Genomic DNA, 15635 nt, shown 5'->3' on the forward strand with positions numbered 1-15635 from the left:
CACTGCGGCGGTAGGTCGTTAGCCACCGGCGCCCCGCCTGGTGGCTCGCTGTGAATCACCTGCGCGCCAGTTTGTGCGGCAGGGCACGGGGTACGCAGTCGATGCGCTTCGGTCACGACGCGTCGTCGCGACCGTTTCGGTTGAAATCCACAGCTGGGCGCTATGAGACCGCCGGACCGCGTTCCTTCCAGCCCGAAGGAGAGGTCACCGCATGACGCGATGGACGTACTCGGCCGGCACGGTCACGGCACACCCCAGCGCAGTGCCGCTGCGCACCCCACGACTCACCCAGGAAACCAGCCCGGGCCGGTGACCCGGCACGACGCACGCGCAGAAGGGATTCACATGTTGTTGCTCGGCAACGGCGGACGGCGCAAAGGCCGCACCGCCGGAAGTGACGGGCTGGGCGAGGTCTCGCACCTGGCCGAGCGGGCGCTGTACGACGTCGCACACGGTCGTTTCGAACGCTCGCTGTCCGGGCTGACCGCCGTTGCGGCGCTCGTCACGACGGCCGAAATCTACTTCGAGCACTACAAGGCGAGCTTCGGCAACAAGTGGATGTGGAGCCCGATCGTGGTGACGCCGCCGGTGGTCGTCGCCGGCGTCGGGGGGGTGTTCTCGCGGCGCTGGGCCAAGCTGTGGCTCCCGATCACCGCCGGCATCTACACGGCCAACGGTCTGATGGGCGAATACCTGCACGCGCGCGGGGTCGCCCGCAAGCCGGGCGGATGGAAGCACGCGTCCTACAACGTGCCCATGGGCCCGCCGATCGCGGCGCCGGGATTGATGTGCATGGTCGGCGGGATGGGGCTGTTGGCGTCGATCCTGCGCCGCGAACGGTTCCGGGGTTAGGCATCGGGATCACTGAGATGGCTGACACCTCACGCCCCGACCACCTGCCCAACCTGCGCCCCGACGGCAAGCCGCCGCACCCGTCCTGGCTGCCCAAGCAGCGCCGCGGCACCACGCCGCAGATGATCGGGCGCTACCCCGATTTCGACGTGCTGGAAACCGCCGGCACCTGGGACGAGGCCACCAGGAAAGTGGTGCTGGCCCGGCTCGAACCTCCCGGCCCCCTGCGGTTCTTCACCGCCGAAGAGGAGCCGTGCCTGCGCGCGTTCTGCGACACGGTGCTCGCGCAGGACGACGAGCCGCGCGTCCCGGCGGCCGAATCGGTCGACTCCAAGCTCGCCGACGGGCGCCTCGACGGCTACCAGTACGCGGACATGCCCGACGACCGCGACACGTGGCGCTTGGTGCTGCGCGGGCTCGACGAGACCGCCGCCAGATACGGCGCATCCTCCTTCGCCGCCGCCGGGACCGAAACCCGCGAACAGATCGTCGGGCAGTTCTCGCAGGGCGAGCTGGAGGGCGGTGCCTGGGAGAACCTGAACGTCAAGCGCGCCTGGTCGGTGTGCATGCGAATGACGCTGTCCGGCTTCTACTCCCACCCGTGGGCCTGGAACGAGATCGGGTTCGGCGGCCCCGCCTACCCGCGCGGGTTCATGCGCCTGGGCGGCGCCACCGGGCCCGACGCCGCGCGTGAACCGTACGAGATGCCCGGCGCCACCGACGAAGACCCCGTGCAGGTCGTGCAGAACGGCGAGGTGTGATGGGCGACTTCTGGCGTGGCCTGCTCAAGGGGGCCGTCGGACCCAAGGACAACGACTCGCGGTTCCTGCTCGACGTGCACTCGCGCGACCTGCCCGGCGAAAAGACCATGCGCCGCTACCGCGACGACGACGAGGTCGACCTGGTGGTCGTCGGGGCCGGCGCCGGTGGTTCGGTGCTGGCGCAGCGGCTGGCGCGCGCCGGCTGGCGGGTCGTGATCCTCGAGGCCGGCCCGTTCTGGCACCCCGACGAGGACTGGGTGTCCGACGAGGCCGGCTCCCACGCGCTGTACTGGACCCAGAAGCGCATCATCGGCGGAGACGACCCAATTGAGCTGGGCAAGAACAACTCCGGGCGCGGGGTGGGCGGCTCCATGGTGCACTACGCCGGCTACACCCCGCGGTTCCACCCCAGCGATTTCGCGACCCACACCCTCGACGGGGTGGGCGCCGACTGGCCCCTGCGCTACGAGGACATCCGACCCCACTACGAGCAGGTCGAGCTCGAGCTGCCGGTGGCCGGCCAGAACTGGCCGTGGGGCGACCCGCATCGCTATCCCTTTGCCCCGCATCCCATTTCGGGGGCGGCAGCCAAAATCTGGCGGGGCGCGCTCAAGCTCGGCATCGAGATGCGGGTGGGGCCCGTCGGCATCGTCAACGGCACGTTCGGCAACCGCCCGCACTGCATCTACCGCGGCTACTGCCTGCAGGGCTGCAAGGTCAACGCCAAGGCCAGCCCGTACGTCACGCACCTTCCCGACGCGCTGGCCCACGACGTGGAGATCCGCGCCAACTGCATGGCCTCGCGCGTTGAACTCGACGAGACGGGCGCGGCGCGGGGTGTGGTCTACTACGACGAGGTGGGCGGCAAAGAACGGTTGCAGCGCGCCAAAGTGGTTGCCGTAGCCGGGTATTCGATCGAAACACCGCGCCTGTTGTTGAACTCGGTGAGCGAGCGCTTTCCGAAGGGGTTGGGCAACAACGACGATCAGGTCGGGCGCTACGTGATGGTGCAGGGCGCCACCCAGTCCGCGGGCCGCTGGTCCGAGGAGGTCCGGATGTACAAGGCGCCTCCCCCGGAGGTGAGCTCCGAACAGTTCTACGAGACCGACCTCTCTCGCGGGTTCGCCCGCGGGTTCTCCATCCAGACGGTGTCGCCGATGCCCATCGGCTGGGCCGAACACGTGATGGCGGACGGGCACTGGGGCCGCGCCCTGCGCGAGTACATGCGCGACTACAACCACTGGGCGACCGTCGGCGTGCTCAACGAGTTGTTGCCGCTGCCGGACAATCGGGTGACGCTGGCCGAAGAGAAGGACCCCTACGGCATCCCGGTCGCCCGGTTCGACTACACGCTCTGCGACAACGACAAGGCCAACATGGCCTACTCCACCAAGGTGATCGGCGACATCCTGCACGCCGCCGACGCCCAGGACGTGCTGACCATCGAGCGTTTCGCCCACCTGATCGGCGGCGCCCGCATGGGCACCGGGCCACAGAATTCGGTGGTCGACTCCGATCACCGGGTCTGGGGCGTGCCGAACCTGTTCCTCGCCGACGGCTCGGTGTGTCCCACCCAGGGTTCCGCCAATCCCGCGCTGACGATCATGGCGTTGGCCTCGCGGCTCGCCGAACGAATGGCCACCGGAAAGATCGATACCGGCGTGGGGCGGGGGTCGAAGGCGGGAGCCCGTGGCTGACCTGAAGATCGACACCGCGACCACCTTCGCCCCCCGCGTGCTGCGCGAGTATGCGCTGCTCGCCGACGGCGAACGGGGCGCGCTGATCGGTCCGCAGGGCGACGTGGCGTGGATGTGCGCCCCGCACTGGGATTCCGACGCGGTCTTCTCCAATCTCATTGGCGGCGGCGGGGTTTACGCCGTCACCCCGACCGACGTGCGGCACGTCTGGGGCGGCTACTACGAGCCGGGCAGCCTGATCTGGCGCAACCGCTGGACCACCCGCGACGGCATCGTGGAATGCCGTGACGCGCTGGCCTTTCCGGGCGACCCGGACCGGGTGGTGCTGCTGCGGCGGCTCACCGGCTGCCGCGGGACGGCTCGGGTGCGGGTGCTGCTGGCGCCGAGTGCGGGATTCGGCCGGCACGGCCCCGGCAAGGCGACCGTTCATGACCGGGTGTGGAGCGCCCGCTCGGGGCCGCTGCGCTGGCGCTGGCAGGCCGGTTGCGACGCGCGCCCCGTCCGGGCCGCCCAGGAGAAGGGCGAGTTGCTCACCTGTGAGATCACGCTCGAGGAGGGCCAGCACCACGACCTGGTGCTCGAACTGTCCGAACACGCACTGCCCGACCAGCCCCCGGACCCCGACCTGGCCTGGGAGGCCACCCCCGCGGCCTGGCAGCGCAGCGTGCCCGAGCTGAGCTGCACCATCGCTCCGCGCGACGGGCGCAACTCCTACGCCGTGCTGCGGGGACTGACCAGCAGCGGCGGCGGCATGGTCGCCGCCGCCACCATGAGCCTGCCCGAACGCGCGCACTCCAACCAGAATTACGACTACCGCTATTCCTGGATCCGCGACCAGGTGTACGCCGGCATGGCCGCCGCCGCCGTCGGCACGACCGAGTTGCTCGACCGGGCGGTGGAGTTCGTCGGCGCCCGGCTGCTCGAGGACGGCCCGAACCTCAAGCCCGCCTACACGGTCACCGGCGGTGCCGTGCCCGGCGAGGAAACGCTCGACCTGCCCGGCTATCCCGGCGGCGCCGACAAGATCGGCAACTGGGTCAATCAGCAATTCCAGCTGGATGCCTTCGGCGAGGCGCTGCAGCTGCTGGCCAAGGCGGGCGCCGCCGACCGGCTCGACGCCGACGGCTGGCGCGCGGCGCAGACCGCGATCAAGGCCATCGAAAAGCGTTGGCGCGAACCGGATGCCGGCGTCTGGGAGATCGACAACGAGCGCTGGACGCAGTCACGCCTGGCCTGTGTGGGAGGGTTACGCGCCGTCGCGAAGCTGGCCGGCGCCGGTCCCGAGGTGGCCGCGTGCGCTCCGCTGGCCGACGCGATCCTCGCCGAGACCGCGTCGGAAAGCCTACACCCGCACGGGTATTGGCAACGCAGCCCCGGGCAGACGGGCGTCGACGCATCGCTGCTGCTGCCGCCGGTGCGCGGGGCGGTGCCCGCCGACGACCCGCGGACCATCGCCACGCTGGACGCCGTTCGCCGGGAACTCGCCGACGACGGGTTCGTCTACCGCTTCCGGCACGACGAACGCGACCTCGGCGACGCCGAGGGAGCGTTCCTGCTCTGCGGGTTCATGATGGCGCTGGCCGAACACCAACAGGGCCATGCCCATTGCGCGATGCGATGGTTCGAACGCAACCGCACCGCCTGCGGGCCGCCGGGTCTGTTCTGCGAGGAATACGACGTGCAGCAGCGCCAGCTCCGCGGCAACCTCCCCCAGGCGTTCGCGCACGCGCTGATGCTGGAATGCACCGCCACCCTCACCGACGACGCCGCCCACCATGACTGATCGGGTGCCCGACACCGAGCGAAAGGGATTTGCGATGACTCAAACAGTGGTGATCACCGGAGCAAGCGCCGGCATCGGGCGCGCCACCGCCCAGCAGTTCGGGCAGCGCGGCGCGAACGTCGCCCTCCTCGCCCGCGGCGCCGCCGGGCTGGAAGGCGCGGCCCGTGACGTCGAGGCCGGCGGCGGCAAAGCCCTGGCCATCCCCACCGACGTCGCCGACCACGCGGCCGTCCTCGCCGCCGCCGACGAGGCCGAAGCCACGTTCGGACCCATCGACGTCTGGGTCAACGTCGCGTTCACCTCGGTGTTCGCGCCGTTCACCGAGATCAGCCCCGAGGAGTTCAAGCGCGTGACCGAGGTGTCCTACCTCGGCTACGTGCACGGCACCATGGCCGCGCTGGCCAAGATGCGCCCCCGCGACCGCGGCACCATCGTGCAGGTCGGCTCCGCGCTCGGGCAACGATCCATCCCGCTGCAATCGGCCTACTGCGGGGCCAAACACGCCATCAACGGGTTCACCGAGTCGGTGCGCTGCGAGCTGTTCCACGAGGGCTCGAAGGTGCGGATCACCGTGGTCCAGATGCCCGCGGTCAACACCCCGCAGTTCTCCTGGGTGCTGTCCCGGCTGCCCCGCCACCCCCAACCGGTGCCGCCGATCTATCAGCCCGAGGTCGCCGCCCGCGGCGTGCTGTACGCCGCGGATCACCCAGGGCGCAAACAGTATTGGGTCGGCGATTCCACCATGGTGACGCTGCTGGCGCAGAAGTTCGTCGCGCCGCTGCTGGACCGCTACCTCGGTCGCACCGGATACGACTCGCAGCAGACCGAGGAGCACGTCAGCGCCGGCCGGCCCCACAACCTCTGGGAACCGCTCGACCAGCAACCCGGCAGCGATCACGGCGCCCGCGGCGAATTCGACGACGAGTCGCACACCCACAGCCCGCAGCTGTGGGCGTCGCAGCACCCGGTCGTCAGCGGCACCGGCGCGCTGGGCGCCGCGGGTGTGGGCGCGTGGCTCACGGCGCGCGCGGGCCGCCGGTGGGCGCGATGACGACCGCCGCGCGGCTCGACACGACCATCGACGAGGTCACCGCGCAGGTCTACAAGATCCCCACCGACGCACCGGAAGCCGACGGGACCCTGGCCTGGTCGTCGACCACGCTGGTGCTGGCCGAGGTGTCGGCCGGCGGCGAGCGCGGAATCGGCTACACCTACGGCGACGGCGCGGCCGGCACGCTGATCACCGGGCCGCTGGCCGGCACGCTCACCGGGCACAACGCCGTCGACATCCCCGCCCGGTGGGAGTCGATGGTCAAGGCGATGCGCAACAACGGGCGGCCGGGTTTGGTGTCGTGCGCGATCTCGGCGATCGACACCGCGCTGTGGGACCTCAAGGGCAAGCTGCTGGGGCTGCCGGTGTGCCGACTGCTCGGCATGGCGCATCCCAAGGTGCCGATCTACGGCAGCGGCGGCTTCACCACGTATGACGAACGCACCACCCGCGCCCAGCTCGAACGCTGGGTCGACGAGTGGCAGATCCCGCGCGTCAAGATCAAGATCGGCGAGTCATGGGGCTCCGACGAGCGTCGCGATCTTGATCGAATCGCCTTGGCGCGCAAGGTGATCGGGTCCGACACCGAACTGTACGTCGACGCCAACGGGGCCTACCAACGCAAGCAGGCGATTCGGGTGGCCCACGCCATGGCCGATCACGACGTCACGTGGTTCGAAGAACCCGTCTCCTCGGACGACCTGGCCGGGCTCCGCGAGGTGCGCGACCAGGTGACCCCGGACGTCACCGCCGGCGAATACGGCTATGACTTGGCCTATTTCCACCGAATGCTGGCCGCCGGCGCGGTCGACTGCCTGCAGATCGACGTCACCCGCTGCGGGGGCATCACCGACTGGGTGCGCGCCGCCGCCGTGGCCGCCGCCCGCAACGTGGACGTCTCCGGGCACTGCGCCCCCAACCTGCACGCCCACGTCGCCACCGCCATCCCGAATCTGCGGCACCTGGAGTACTTCCACGATCACCACCGCATCGAGCACATGCTCTTCGAGGGCGCGCTCGCCCCCGAGGGCGGCGCCCTGCGGCCGGATCAGCACCGGCCGGGGTTCGGCCTGGAGTTCAAGCACAGCGACGCCGAGCGGTACCGGGTGGCCTGAGCGACCCCTCCGCTGCCGGCAGGCATGGACGGGGCAAAAAACGGGAACCGATACGCCAGGGTTTTCACAAACGGGAATGGAGCAAGGCGCGATGACAGTGAACTCGGACGACGAAACCGTGGAGCGCCGCGAGGCGCTCATGCGTGACGTCGTCGAGGAGAGCGACCTCACCGCGGTCGACTCGGTGCTCGGTCTCGGCGATCCGCAGCGCGTCGGCCGGTTCCGGTTCTTTCTGGACGGCCATCGCTGGGAATGGTCGGACGCGGTGGCGCGCATGCACGGCTACAAGCCCGGACAGGTGCAGCCCACCACGGAACTGTTGCTGCAACACAAGCATCCCGAGGACCGCGAACGGGTGGCGGCCGTGCTGGAGCGGGTGATGAAGGGGAAGCCGTTCAGCAGCCGGCACCGCATCATCGACACCGCCGGGCGCACCCACTGCGTCGTCGTCGCCGGGGATCGGATGGTCGACGACGCCGGTGCGCTGGCCGGCACGTCCGGCTTCTACGTCGACGTCACCGACTCGCTGCACACCGACATCACCAATGTGCTGTCGGCGGTCGCCGACGCCCGGGCCCGCATCGAGCAGGCCAAAGGCGTGCTGATGGTCACCTACGGCATTTCCGCCGAGCGGGCGTTCGACATCCTGGTGTGGCGTTCCCAGGAGGAAAACCTCAAGGTGCGCGACGTCGCCGGCCGCTTCCTGGACGCCGTGGCCAGCAAGGCGTCAGCGGAAACGCAAAGCCATGTGGACCAGGCGCTGCTGACGCTGGAATAGCACGCGCCAGTAGGGTCGGGCCGGTGGCGCACCTACTCGGAGCCGAGGCCGTACACCTCGAATACCCGACCCAGGTGGTGTTCGGGTCGATCACGCTCGGGGTCAACGACGGCGCGCGAATCGGCATCGTCGGGCGCAACGGCGACGGCAAGTCCAGCCTGCTGCGGCTGCTCACCGGCCAGCAACAGCCCGACTCCGGCCGCGTCACCCGGCGCAGCGGGCTGCGGGTCGGCGCGCTGAGCCAGGCCGACACCCTGGACCCCGACCACACCGTGGGGTGGACCCTGGTCGGCGATGCCGCCGAACACCAGTGGGCCGGCGACCCGCGGGTCCGCGACGTGGTCACCGGGCTGGTCTCCGACATCGCTTGGGACGCAACGGTTGCCACGCTCTCCGGCGGGCAGCGCCGGCGGGTGCAGCTGGCCAGGTTGCTGGTGGGCGAATGGGACGTCATCGCGCTCGACGAGCCCACCAACCACCTGGACATCGAGGGGATCACCTGGCTGGCCGGCCACCTGAAGGGGCGCTGGGCGCGCAACACCGGCGGGCTGCTGCTGGTCACCCACGACCGCTGGTTCCTCGACGAGGTCGCCACCACGACGTGGGAGGTGCACGACGGGATCGCCGAGCCGTTCGACGGCGGGTACGCGGCCTACGTGCTGCAGCGCGTCGAGCGGGACCGGATGGCCGCCGTCGCCGAAGCCAAGCGGCAGAACCTGATGCGCAAGGAGCTGGCGTGGCTGCGTCGCGGCGCCCCGGCGCGGACCTCCAAGCCCAAGTTCCGGATCGAGGCCGCCAACCAGCTGATCGCCGACGTGCCGCCGCTGCGTGACACCGTCGAGTTGGCCAAGCTGGCGAGCGCCCGCCTCGGCAAGGACGTGATCGATCTGCTCGACGTGTCGGTCTCTTTTGGCGGCCGCCCGGTGCTGCGCGACGTCGAGTGGCGGATCGCCCCGGGCGAGCGCACCGGCATCGTCGGGGCCAACGGCGCCGGGAAGTCCACGCTGCTGGGGTTGATCGACGGCACGATCGCGCCCGATGCCGGCCGCGTCAAACGCGGCAAGACGGTGCGGCTGGCGGTCCTCGACCAACAGGGCGACGCGCTGGGCGCGGTCGACGACGACCGGATCGCCGACGTGCTGGGCCGGCTGCCCGGCGCCTACCAGGTCGACGGCCGTGAGGTGACCCCGGCCCAGCTGCTTGAGCGGCTCGGCTTCGGACGCGGCCAGCTGTCCGCCCGCGTGGCGGATCTCTCCGGCGGCGAGCGTCGGCGGCTGCAGCTGATGCTCACGTTGCTGTCCGAGCCCAACGTGTTGCTGCTCGACGAGCCGACCAACGACGTGGACACCGACACGCTGGCCGCCATGGAGGATCTGCTCGACTCCTGGGCGGGAACGCTGATCGTCGTCTCGCACGACCGCTATCTGCTGGAGCGGGTCACCGATCAGCAGTACGCGGTGCTCGACGGCCGGTTGCGGCACCTGCCCGGCGGCATCGACGAGTACCTGCGGCTGGCCGAGCGGCGGAAGGACGGGGCGACCACCGAAGAGGCGCGGCCGTCGCGGCCGGCGCAGGCGTCGCAGGCGCAGGCGTCGCGGCCGTCGCAGCCCGCGATGTCGGGCGCCCAGCGCCGCGCCGCGGAGAAAGAGATGGCCTCCCTCGACCGCCAGCTGGTGCGGCTGGCGGACCGGATCAAGGACAAACACCACGAACTCGCTGCGCACGACCAGTCCGACCATGTCGGCATCACCCGGCTCACGCACGAGCTGCGCGCGCTCGAAGACGAGGTTGCCGCGACCGAGAGCCGTTGGCTGGAGCTTTCGGAATTGCTCGAATAGCGGTGAGCGGCTACAGCTTTCGTTATGCGGTGTAGGTGTGCGACCGGGTGGTGTGAACGAATTTCGTTATGCCCCACTGTATTTGATCGCCATCACTGTGCCGGTGGCGCCCGGTGGCCGGGCTAGTTGTTTGTCGGTGGTGGTTGGGGTTGGAAGGGGTCATACCACCACCAGTCGGCGCGTTCCCCGGTAGGACCGGGGCAGGGCGGCACCGCGGGCGGGGGAAGGCTGGGTGGGCGTGCGAGTGATCCCGGGCTCAGTATTTGGCCGGTGTCGTCGGTGACGGTGAGGTCGTGGGCGGTTCCGGTGAGGGTGATGTCGCCGCGGTGGTGTGCCCGGTGGTGATAGGGGCAGACCAGCACCAGGTTGGCCAACTCGGTGGGGCCACCGTCTTCCCAATGCCACAGGTGATGGGCATGCAGACCACGGGTGGCCCCACAACCGGGCACCACACACGCGCGGTCGCGGTGCTCCAGGGCGCGGCGCAGCCGCCGGTTGATCACCCGGGTGGTCCGGCCGGCCCCAATGACCTGCCCGTGGCGTTCGAACCACACTTCACAGGTGGCATCACAGGTCAACAAGCGGCGCTCGGCATCTGAGAGCAGCGGACCCAGGTGCAGAGCCGCAGCGCGCCGTTCGATGTCGAGGTGGGCCACCACGGTGGTGTGCTGCCCATGCGGGCGGCGGGTGGCCTCGGCGTCCCAGCCGGTCTCGACCAGGCGCATAAACGCATCGGCGGTGGTCGGCAATGGGGGCCGCTGGTCTGAAACGCCCTGGCCCTGGTTGTGGTCGTGTTTCCACTCGGCGATCAGCGCCTCGCGATGCGCGGCCACCGCGGCGTCGAACTTCGCCGCGTCGTGGTGGGGAAGTTTGATCCGATAGCAGCTGCCCGCCTCGTCGGTGGTCGTGGTGATCGAACGCTCGGGCCCAGGATCGGGGCGAGGTTCGGGTTGCGGTCGCGGTTCGAGGTTGACCGCGGTGCGCAACTGACTGACCGTCGCGACCGCGGCCAGCTGCGCATAATGCTTATCGGATCCCTGCCCGGCGCGCGCCGCGATCACCCCGACCTGATCGGCCGACAACCGACCCTCCCGCAGACCCTGGGCACAGCGCGGAAACTCGCCCAACCGGCCCGCAATCGCAGCGAGCGTGTGCGCGTTGGCCGACGAGCAGCCCAACTTCCAGGCCACTAACGCCGGCACCGAGCGCGCCCCGGTCACACCCCACAACCCGTCACGATCAATCTCGGCCACGATCTCCACGATGCGCCCATCGATCGCATTGCGCTGACCCGCCAACTCCGCCAACTCCTCGAACAGCACCGCCAGGCGGTCACTCGCAGTGACCACCACGGGCTCAGCGGACGCGATCGACGACATGACCACATCATCACAGCCACCACCGACAACACCGGGCCGCCTACGGAAGCGACCCGCTCAGTGCCAGCGCAGCAGCACCAGTTCGGACCCGAAGCCGGGCCCCGTCGCGATCATCAGCCCGGGGCTTCCGCCGGGCGGTGGTTTGGCGATGGTGTCCCGCAGGATGTGCAGCACCGACGCGGACGACAGGTTCGCGATTTCGCCGAGCGAGCGCCAGGTCAGCTCGTGCGCCTCCGGCGGCAGCTCGAGGCACTTGGCGATGGTGTTGATGACTTTGGGGCCGCCGGGGTGCGTCACCCAGGCGCCGACGTCGTCCTTGGTCAGCTGGTGCGCGGCGAGGAACCGGCTCACGTCGTCGGCCAGGTACCGGTCGATGACCGCGGGCAGTTCCGGCGACATCACCAGCTGAATGCCGGCCGAGCCGACGTTCCAGCCCATGATGTGCAGCGATTCGGGGTACAGGCGGCTGCGCGAATCGAGGATGTCGGGCCCGGCCGAGCTCAGCTGCTCGGCGCGACGGTCGCCGACGGCGACCACCGCGGCGGCGCCATCGCCGAACATCGCGGTCCCGACCAGCCCCGACACCGTCGGCCCGACCGCGGGGAAGGTCAGCGAGCACAGCTCGACCGACACCAGGGCGGCGACGCCGTCGGGGGCGCCGCGCAGGTAGTCGTGCAGTCTGCCGACCCCCGCCGCCCCGCCGGCGCAGCCCAGCCCGAACAGCGGCACGCGGCGCACGTCCGGGCGCAGGCCGAGGCGCCCGACGATCCGGGCGTCGAGCGACGGCACCGCGACGCCGGTGACGGTCGTGGTGACGATCGTGTCGATGTCTTGCGGGACGAGCCCCGCCTCGTCGAGGGCGCCGAGCAGCGCGTCGCAGCCCAGTTCCACGGCTTTGTCGATGAAGACCTCGTTGGCCTCACCGAAGTCGGTCAGCGAGTGGTACCGCTCGAGCGGCAGCACGAAGTGGCGGCTGTTGACCTTGGCGGCGGCGTGCAGACGCCGGACGATCTCTTCGTGTTCCTTCAACGCGGGGAACTCGACGATGTGGTCGGTGATTTCGCGTTGGCTGTAGCGATGCGGCGGCAAAGCGCCGAACACACCCGCGATGACGCTCATGCTCTACTCTCTTGATTGCCAACCAACGTGAACACGATTCCGCGTAATGCCGGAAGTTTATGCGGTTGGCTGTGGTCTTGCAAAAGTTTCTGGTATTCAACACATGTCAGATTGAGTGCGCGTGGTGTACGCGTAATCATGTCCGCCAGCGGGGAATTCGTCATTCGATATCGTCGTCCTCCGCCGCATTGAGCGCCATGGCGATTAAATCGTCGGGGCTCAAAGAATCGATATCGTCACCGCTGAGACCGGATTCATTTGCGTGGCCTTCGGGTGTTGACGGCACACCGGCAAGTAATAAGAGTTTGTCGAGCAATCCCGTTCTGCGAAGTTCACGCACGGGAATCCTCCTCAGCGCGGACCATAGTTTTTCGTCGTCGGATTCCTCGCGGTCGTCGTGGAGTAGTTGCCGGCGAAGATGATCGGCCAGCGCGGCCGGGGTCGGGTAGTCGAAGATCACTGTGCGTGACAACGCCGTCCCGGTATGCGTGGTGAGGCGGTTGCGCAGTTCGACCCCGGTCAGTGAGTCGAACCCGAAGTCGCCGAAGGCGCGGTCGTGGTCGATGGCCTGTCCGTCCGGATGTCCCAGCACGGCCGCCGCGTGCTCGCACACCAACCCGATCAGCACACGCTGCTGTTCGTCGCGCGGCAGGCCGTGCAACCGCTGGGCCAAGTCGGGCGAGCGCGTCACGGTGGCGGGCGCGGCCCCCGATCCCCCCGGCCCGCGCCCGTCACCGAGCCAAAACCTCTCTCGCGCAAAGCCATACGTCGGCAATTCGACCCGCCGCGCGTTCAGCCCGGCGAAGACGCCCGCCCAGTCGAGGTCGAGTCCGCGGGTGAACAGCTGCCCGGCGGCGGCCAGGGTCGATTCCGTCTCGGGGCGGTCCTTGGGCATGGTGGCCAGCGACACCGCCCGCTCGGCGCTCAGCGACTGGTCCACGGCGGCCGTCAGCGCCGCGCCCGGTCCCAGCTCGAGGAAAATCGCGGCGCCGCCCGCCTCGGCGGCGCGCACCCCCTCGAAGAAGCGCACCGGCCGGCGCACGTGTTCCACCCAGTACTGCGCGGACCCGTACTCGGCATCGGCCAGCCGCCCGGTCAGGTTCGAGACCAACTCGACTCGGGGGCGCCGCGGTTCGATGCCGGCCGCCACCGCGGAAAACTCGCCCAGCATGGGCTCCATCAGTGGGGAATGAAAAGCGTGGGAGACCGCCAACCGGTGTACGCGCCGACCGGTTTGCGCCAGCCGATCGGCCAGCGCCGCGACCGGTGTCTGCTCACCGGAGAGCACCACGGACTGCGGGCCGTTGACCGCCGCAATGCTCACCCCACCGCCCATCAACGCGGCCACCTCGGCCTCGCCGGCGCCGACGGCCACCATCACCCCACCGGCCGGCAGCCGTCCCATCAGCCGGCCGCGGGCGGCCACCAGCCGGGCCGCATCGGGCAGCGACAGCGCCCCGGCCACGCATGCCGCGGTGATCTCGCCCACCGAATGTCCCATCACCACATCCGTTGTGACACCGAAGGATTGCCACAGCGCCGCCAGCGCGATCCCCTGCGCGAACAGCGCCGGCTGGGCAAACTCCGTGCTCTGCAACAACTCCGGGTCCTCGCCCCACATCACCTCGCGCACGGGCAGCCGCACATGCCCGTCCATCGCTTCGACGGCCTCGTCGAAAGCGCGGGCGAACACCTCGAAGCGATCGTAGAGTTGGCGCCCCATCCCGAGCCACTGCGAACCCTGGCCGGGAAAGACGAACACCGTCTTGCCCGGTGGCATGCCCCGGCCCACCGACACATTCGAATGTGGCTGCCCCGCCGCGAGCGCCGCCAATCCCGTTGCCAGCTCCCCACGATCGCCACCCACCACGACCGCGCGGTGCTCGAAGGACGCCCGGGTGCTGACCAAAGACCAGGCCACGTCGAGGGGGGTGAGATCCTCCCGCTCGGCCAGGTGGTCCGACAGCCTCCGCGCCTGGTTGGTGAGCGCGCGTTGCGATCGGGCCGAGAGCACCCACGGCACCATGTGGCCTGGGTCCGACTGCGCCGCATCGGGTTGGACGGGAGGCTGTTCCACGACGAGGTGCGCGTTCGTCCCGCCCATGCCGAACGAGGACACCCCGGCCCGCCGCGGGTGGCCCGTCGACGGCCAGGGTACCGCCTCGGTATTGACTTGCAGTCCAAGGCGATTCAGATCCATCTCGGGATCTGGGCCGGCATGGTTGAGGCTCGGCGGAATCGTCGAATGGTGGATCGACAGGACGGCCTTGAGCAGACCCGCCACCCCGGCGGCGCCGCCGGCGTGGCCGATGTTGGTCTTCACCGATCCCACCCGAACCGGATCGTGTGCGCGCACGCCGAAAACCTCACCCAGCGCTTGGGCTTCGATCGCGTCACCCACTTTGGTTCCCGTGCCGTGGGCCTCGACGTAGTCGATGTCCGCCGCGTCGAGGCCGGCGTCGGCGAGCGCGCGGCGGATCACGTCGGCCTCGCCACGCGCCGACGGCACGGTCTGGCCGGCCGCGCTGTGCCCGGCGTTGGCGACGGCGCTGCCGCGAATGACGGCGTGGATGCGATCGCCGTCGTCGAGCGCGGCCGGCAGGGGCTTCAGCAGCACCAGCCCCGCGCCCTCACCGCGCACGTAACCGTCGGCGCGCCGATCGAAAGCGTAGGTGTGGCCGGACACCGACACGGCGCCGAATTCCCGTTCCAGCATGGCGATTTCGTCGGCCAGGTTGAGGTGAACCCCGCCCGCGATGGCCAGCGACGACTGCCCGGTCCGCACGCTTTCGCATCCGAGATGCACCGCCACCAGGGACGAGGACTGGCCGGAGTCGACGGTCATGCTGGGCCCCTGCAGCCCGAAGGCATGCGAGATCCGGTTGGCGATCATCGCCCGGCTGATGCCGGTGAACGTGTGGTGGTCGAGGTTGTCGGCGAGGTCGCGCAGCGTCAGCGCGGCGTAGTCATCCGTCATCACCCCGAGGTACACCGAGACCGGTTCTGTCCGCAGTGTGTCCGGAACGATGAATGCGTTCTCGAACAGCTCCCAGGTCAGTTCGAGGGCCAGCCGTTGCCTCGGGTCCATCGCGCACGCCTCGCGCGGCGACAGGTTGAAGAAGTCGGCATCGAATTGCTGTGCCTCCCCGGAGAATTGGGTGTTCTCTTGCCCGTCGCGGATGAGCCGCCACAAGGCCTCGGGGCCGGCCGCTCCGGGGAACTTGCACGCCAGCCCGATGATCGCTACGTCTGTCGAGGCCAA

General features: G+C 69.7%; 11 protein-coding genes. 8 read left to right on the top strand and 3 right to left on the bottom strand.

The features are described 5' to 3' along the window. The first annotated feature begins 345 nt into the window (after positions 1-345). From W7S_RS14515 to W7S_RS14550, 8 genes are all read left to right on the top strand, one after another. Positions 346-852: a hypothetical protein gene (locus W7S_RS14515; RefSeq protein ID WP_009953465.1), complete on the top strand. Its 507-nt coding sequence runs from the start codon at positions 346-348 to the stop codon at positions 850-852. 17 nt (positions 853-869) lie between these two features. Continuing rightward, positions 870-1613, top strand: coding sequence for a gluconate 2-dehydrogenase subunit 3 family protein (locus W7S_RS14520; RefSeq protein WP_014711871.1), 744 nt, complete (start codon positions 870-872; stop codon positions 1611-1613). Beyond that, the gene (locus W7S_RS14525; protein WP_014711872.1) at positions 1613-3310 is read left to right on the top strand and encodes a GMC family oxidoreductase; all 1698 of its coding nucleotides are present in this window, start codon (positions 1613-1615) and stop codon (positions 3308-3310) included. Before W7S_RS14520 ends, W7S_RS14525 begins: the two co-directional genes overlap by 1 nt. After that, positions 3303-5093 (top strand): glycoside hydrolase family 15 protein, encoded by a 1791-nt coding sequence (locus W7S_RS14530; protein WP_014711873.1) that lies wholly within the window; start codon positions 3303-3305, stop codon positions 5091-5093. Before W7S_RS14525 ends, W7S_RS14530 begins: the two co-directional genes overlap by 8 nt. Before the next feature lie 34 nt (positions 5094-5127). Further along, positions 5128-6144 carry an SDR family oxidoreductase gene (locus tag W7S_RS14535; protein ID WP_041298240.1) on the top strand — a complete coding sequence of 339 codons (1017 nt, stop codon included), beginning with the start codon at positions 5128-5130 and terminating at the stop codon, positions 6142-6144. After that, a complete protein-coding gene (locus W7S_RS14540) occupies positions 6141-7259 on the top strand; it encodes an enolase C-terminal domain-like protein (protein WP_050989420.1) in 1119 nt (372 codons plus the stop codon). The genes W7S_RS14535 and W7S_RS14540 overlap by 4 nt, the downstream gene beginning before the upstream one ends. Positions 7260-7350: 91 nt before the next feature. Continuing rightward, entirely contained in the window at positions 7351-8037 is a 687-nt protein-coding gene (locus W7S_RS14545) for a PAS and ANTAR domain-containing protein (RefSeq protein WP_008257606.1), read from the top strand. 23 nt (positions 8038-8060) lie between these two features. Next, positions 8061-9875, top strand: a complete 1815-nt coding sequence (locus W7S_RS14550) for an ABC-F family ATP-binding cassette domain-containing protein (RefSeq protein ID WP_014711876.1) — start codon at positions 8061-8063, stop codon at positions 9873-9875. A 122-nt stretch (positions 9876-9997) separates the two neighbouring features. Here the strand turns inward: W7S_RS14550 and W7S_RS14555 are convergent, their stop codons facing one another. The 3 genes from W7S_RS14555 to W7S_RS14565 all read right to left on the bottom strand — a co-directional run bounded on the left by W7S_RS14555 (position 9998) and on the right by W7S_RS14565 (position 15635). Further along, a complete protein-coding gene (locus W7S_RS14555; RefSeq protein WP_014711877.1) occupies positions 9998-11254 on the bottom strand; it encodes an HNH endonuclease signature motif containing protein in 1257 nt (418 codons plus the stop codon). Positions 11255-11311: 57 nt separating this feature from the next. After that, positions 11312-12373: a type III polyketide synthase gene (locus W7S_RS14560; protein WP_014711878.1), complete on the bottom strand. Its 1062-nt coding sequence runs from the start codon at positions 12371-12373 to the stop codon at positions 11312-11314. 160 nt (positions 12374-12533) lie between these two features. Beyond that, positions 12534-15635 carry a type I polyketide synthase gene (locus W7S_RS14565; RefSeq protein ID WP_014711879.1) on the bottom strand — a complete coding sequence of 1034 codons (3102 nt, stop codon included), beginning with the start codon at positions 15633-15635 and terminating at the stop codon, positions 12534-12536.

Source organism: Mycobacterium sp. MOTT36Y (assembly GCF_000262165.1).
Lineage (GTDB): Bacteria > Actinomycetota > Actinomycetes > Mycobacteriales > Mycobacteriaceae > Mycobacterium > Mycobacterium intracellulare.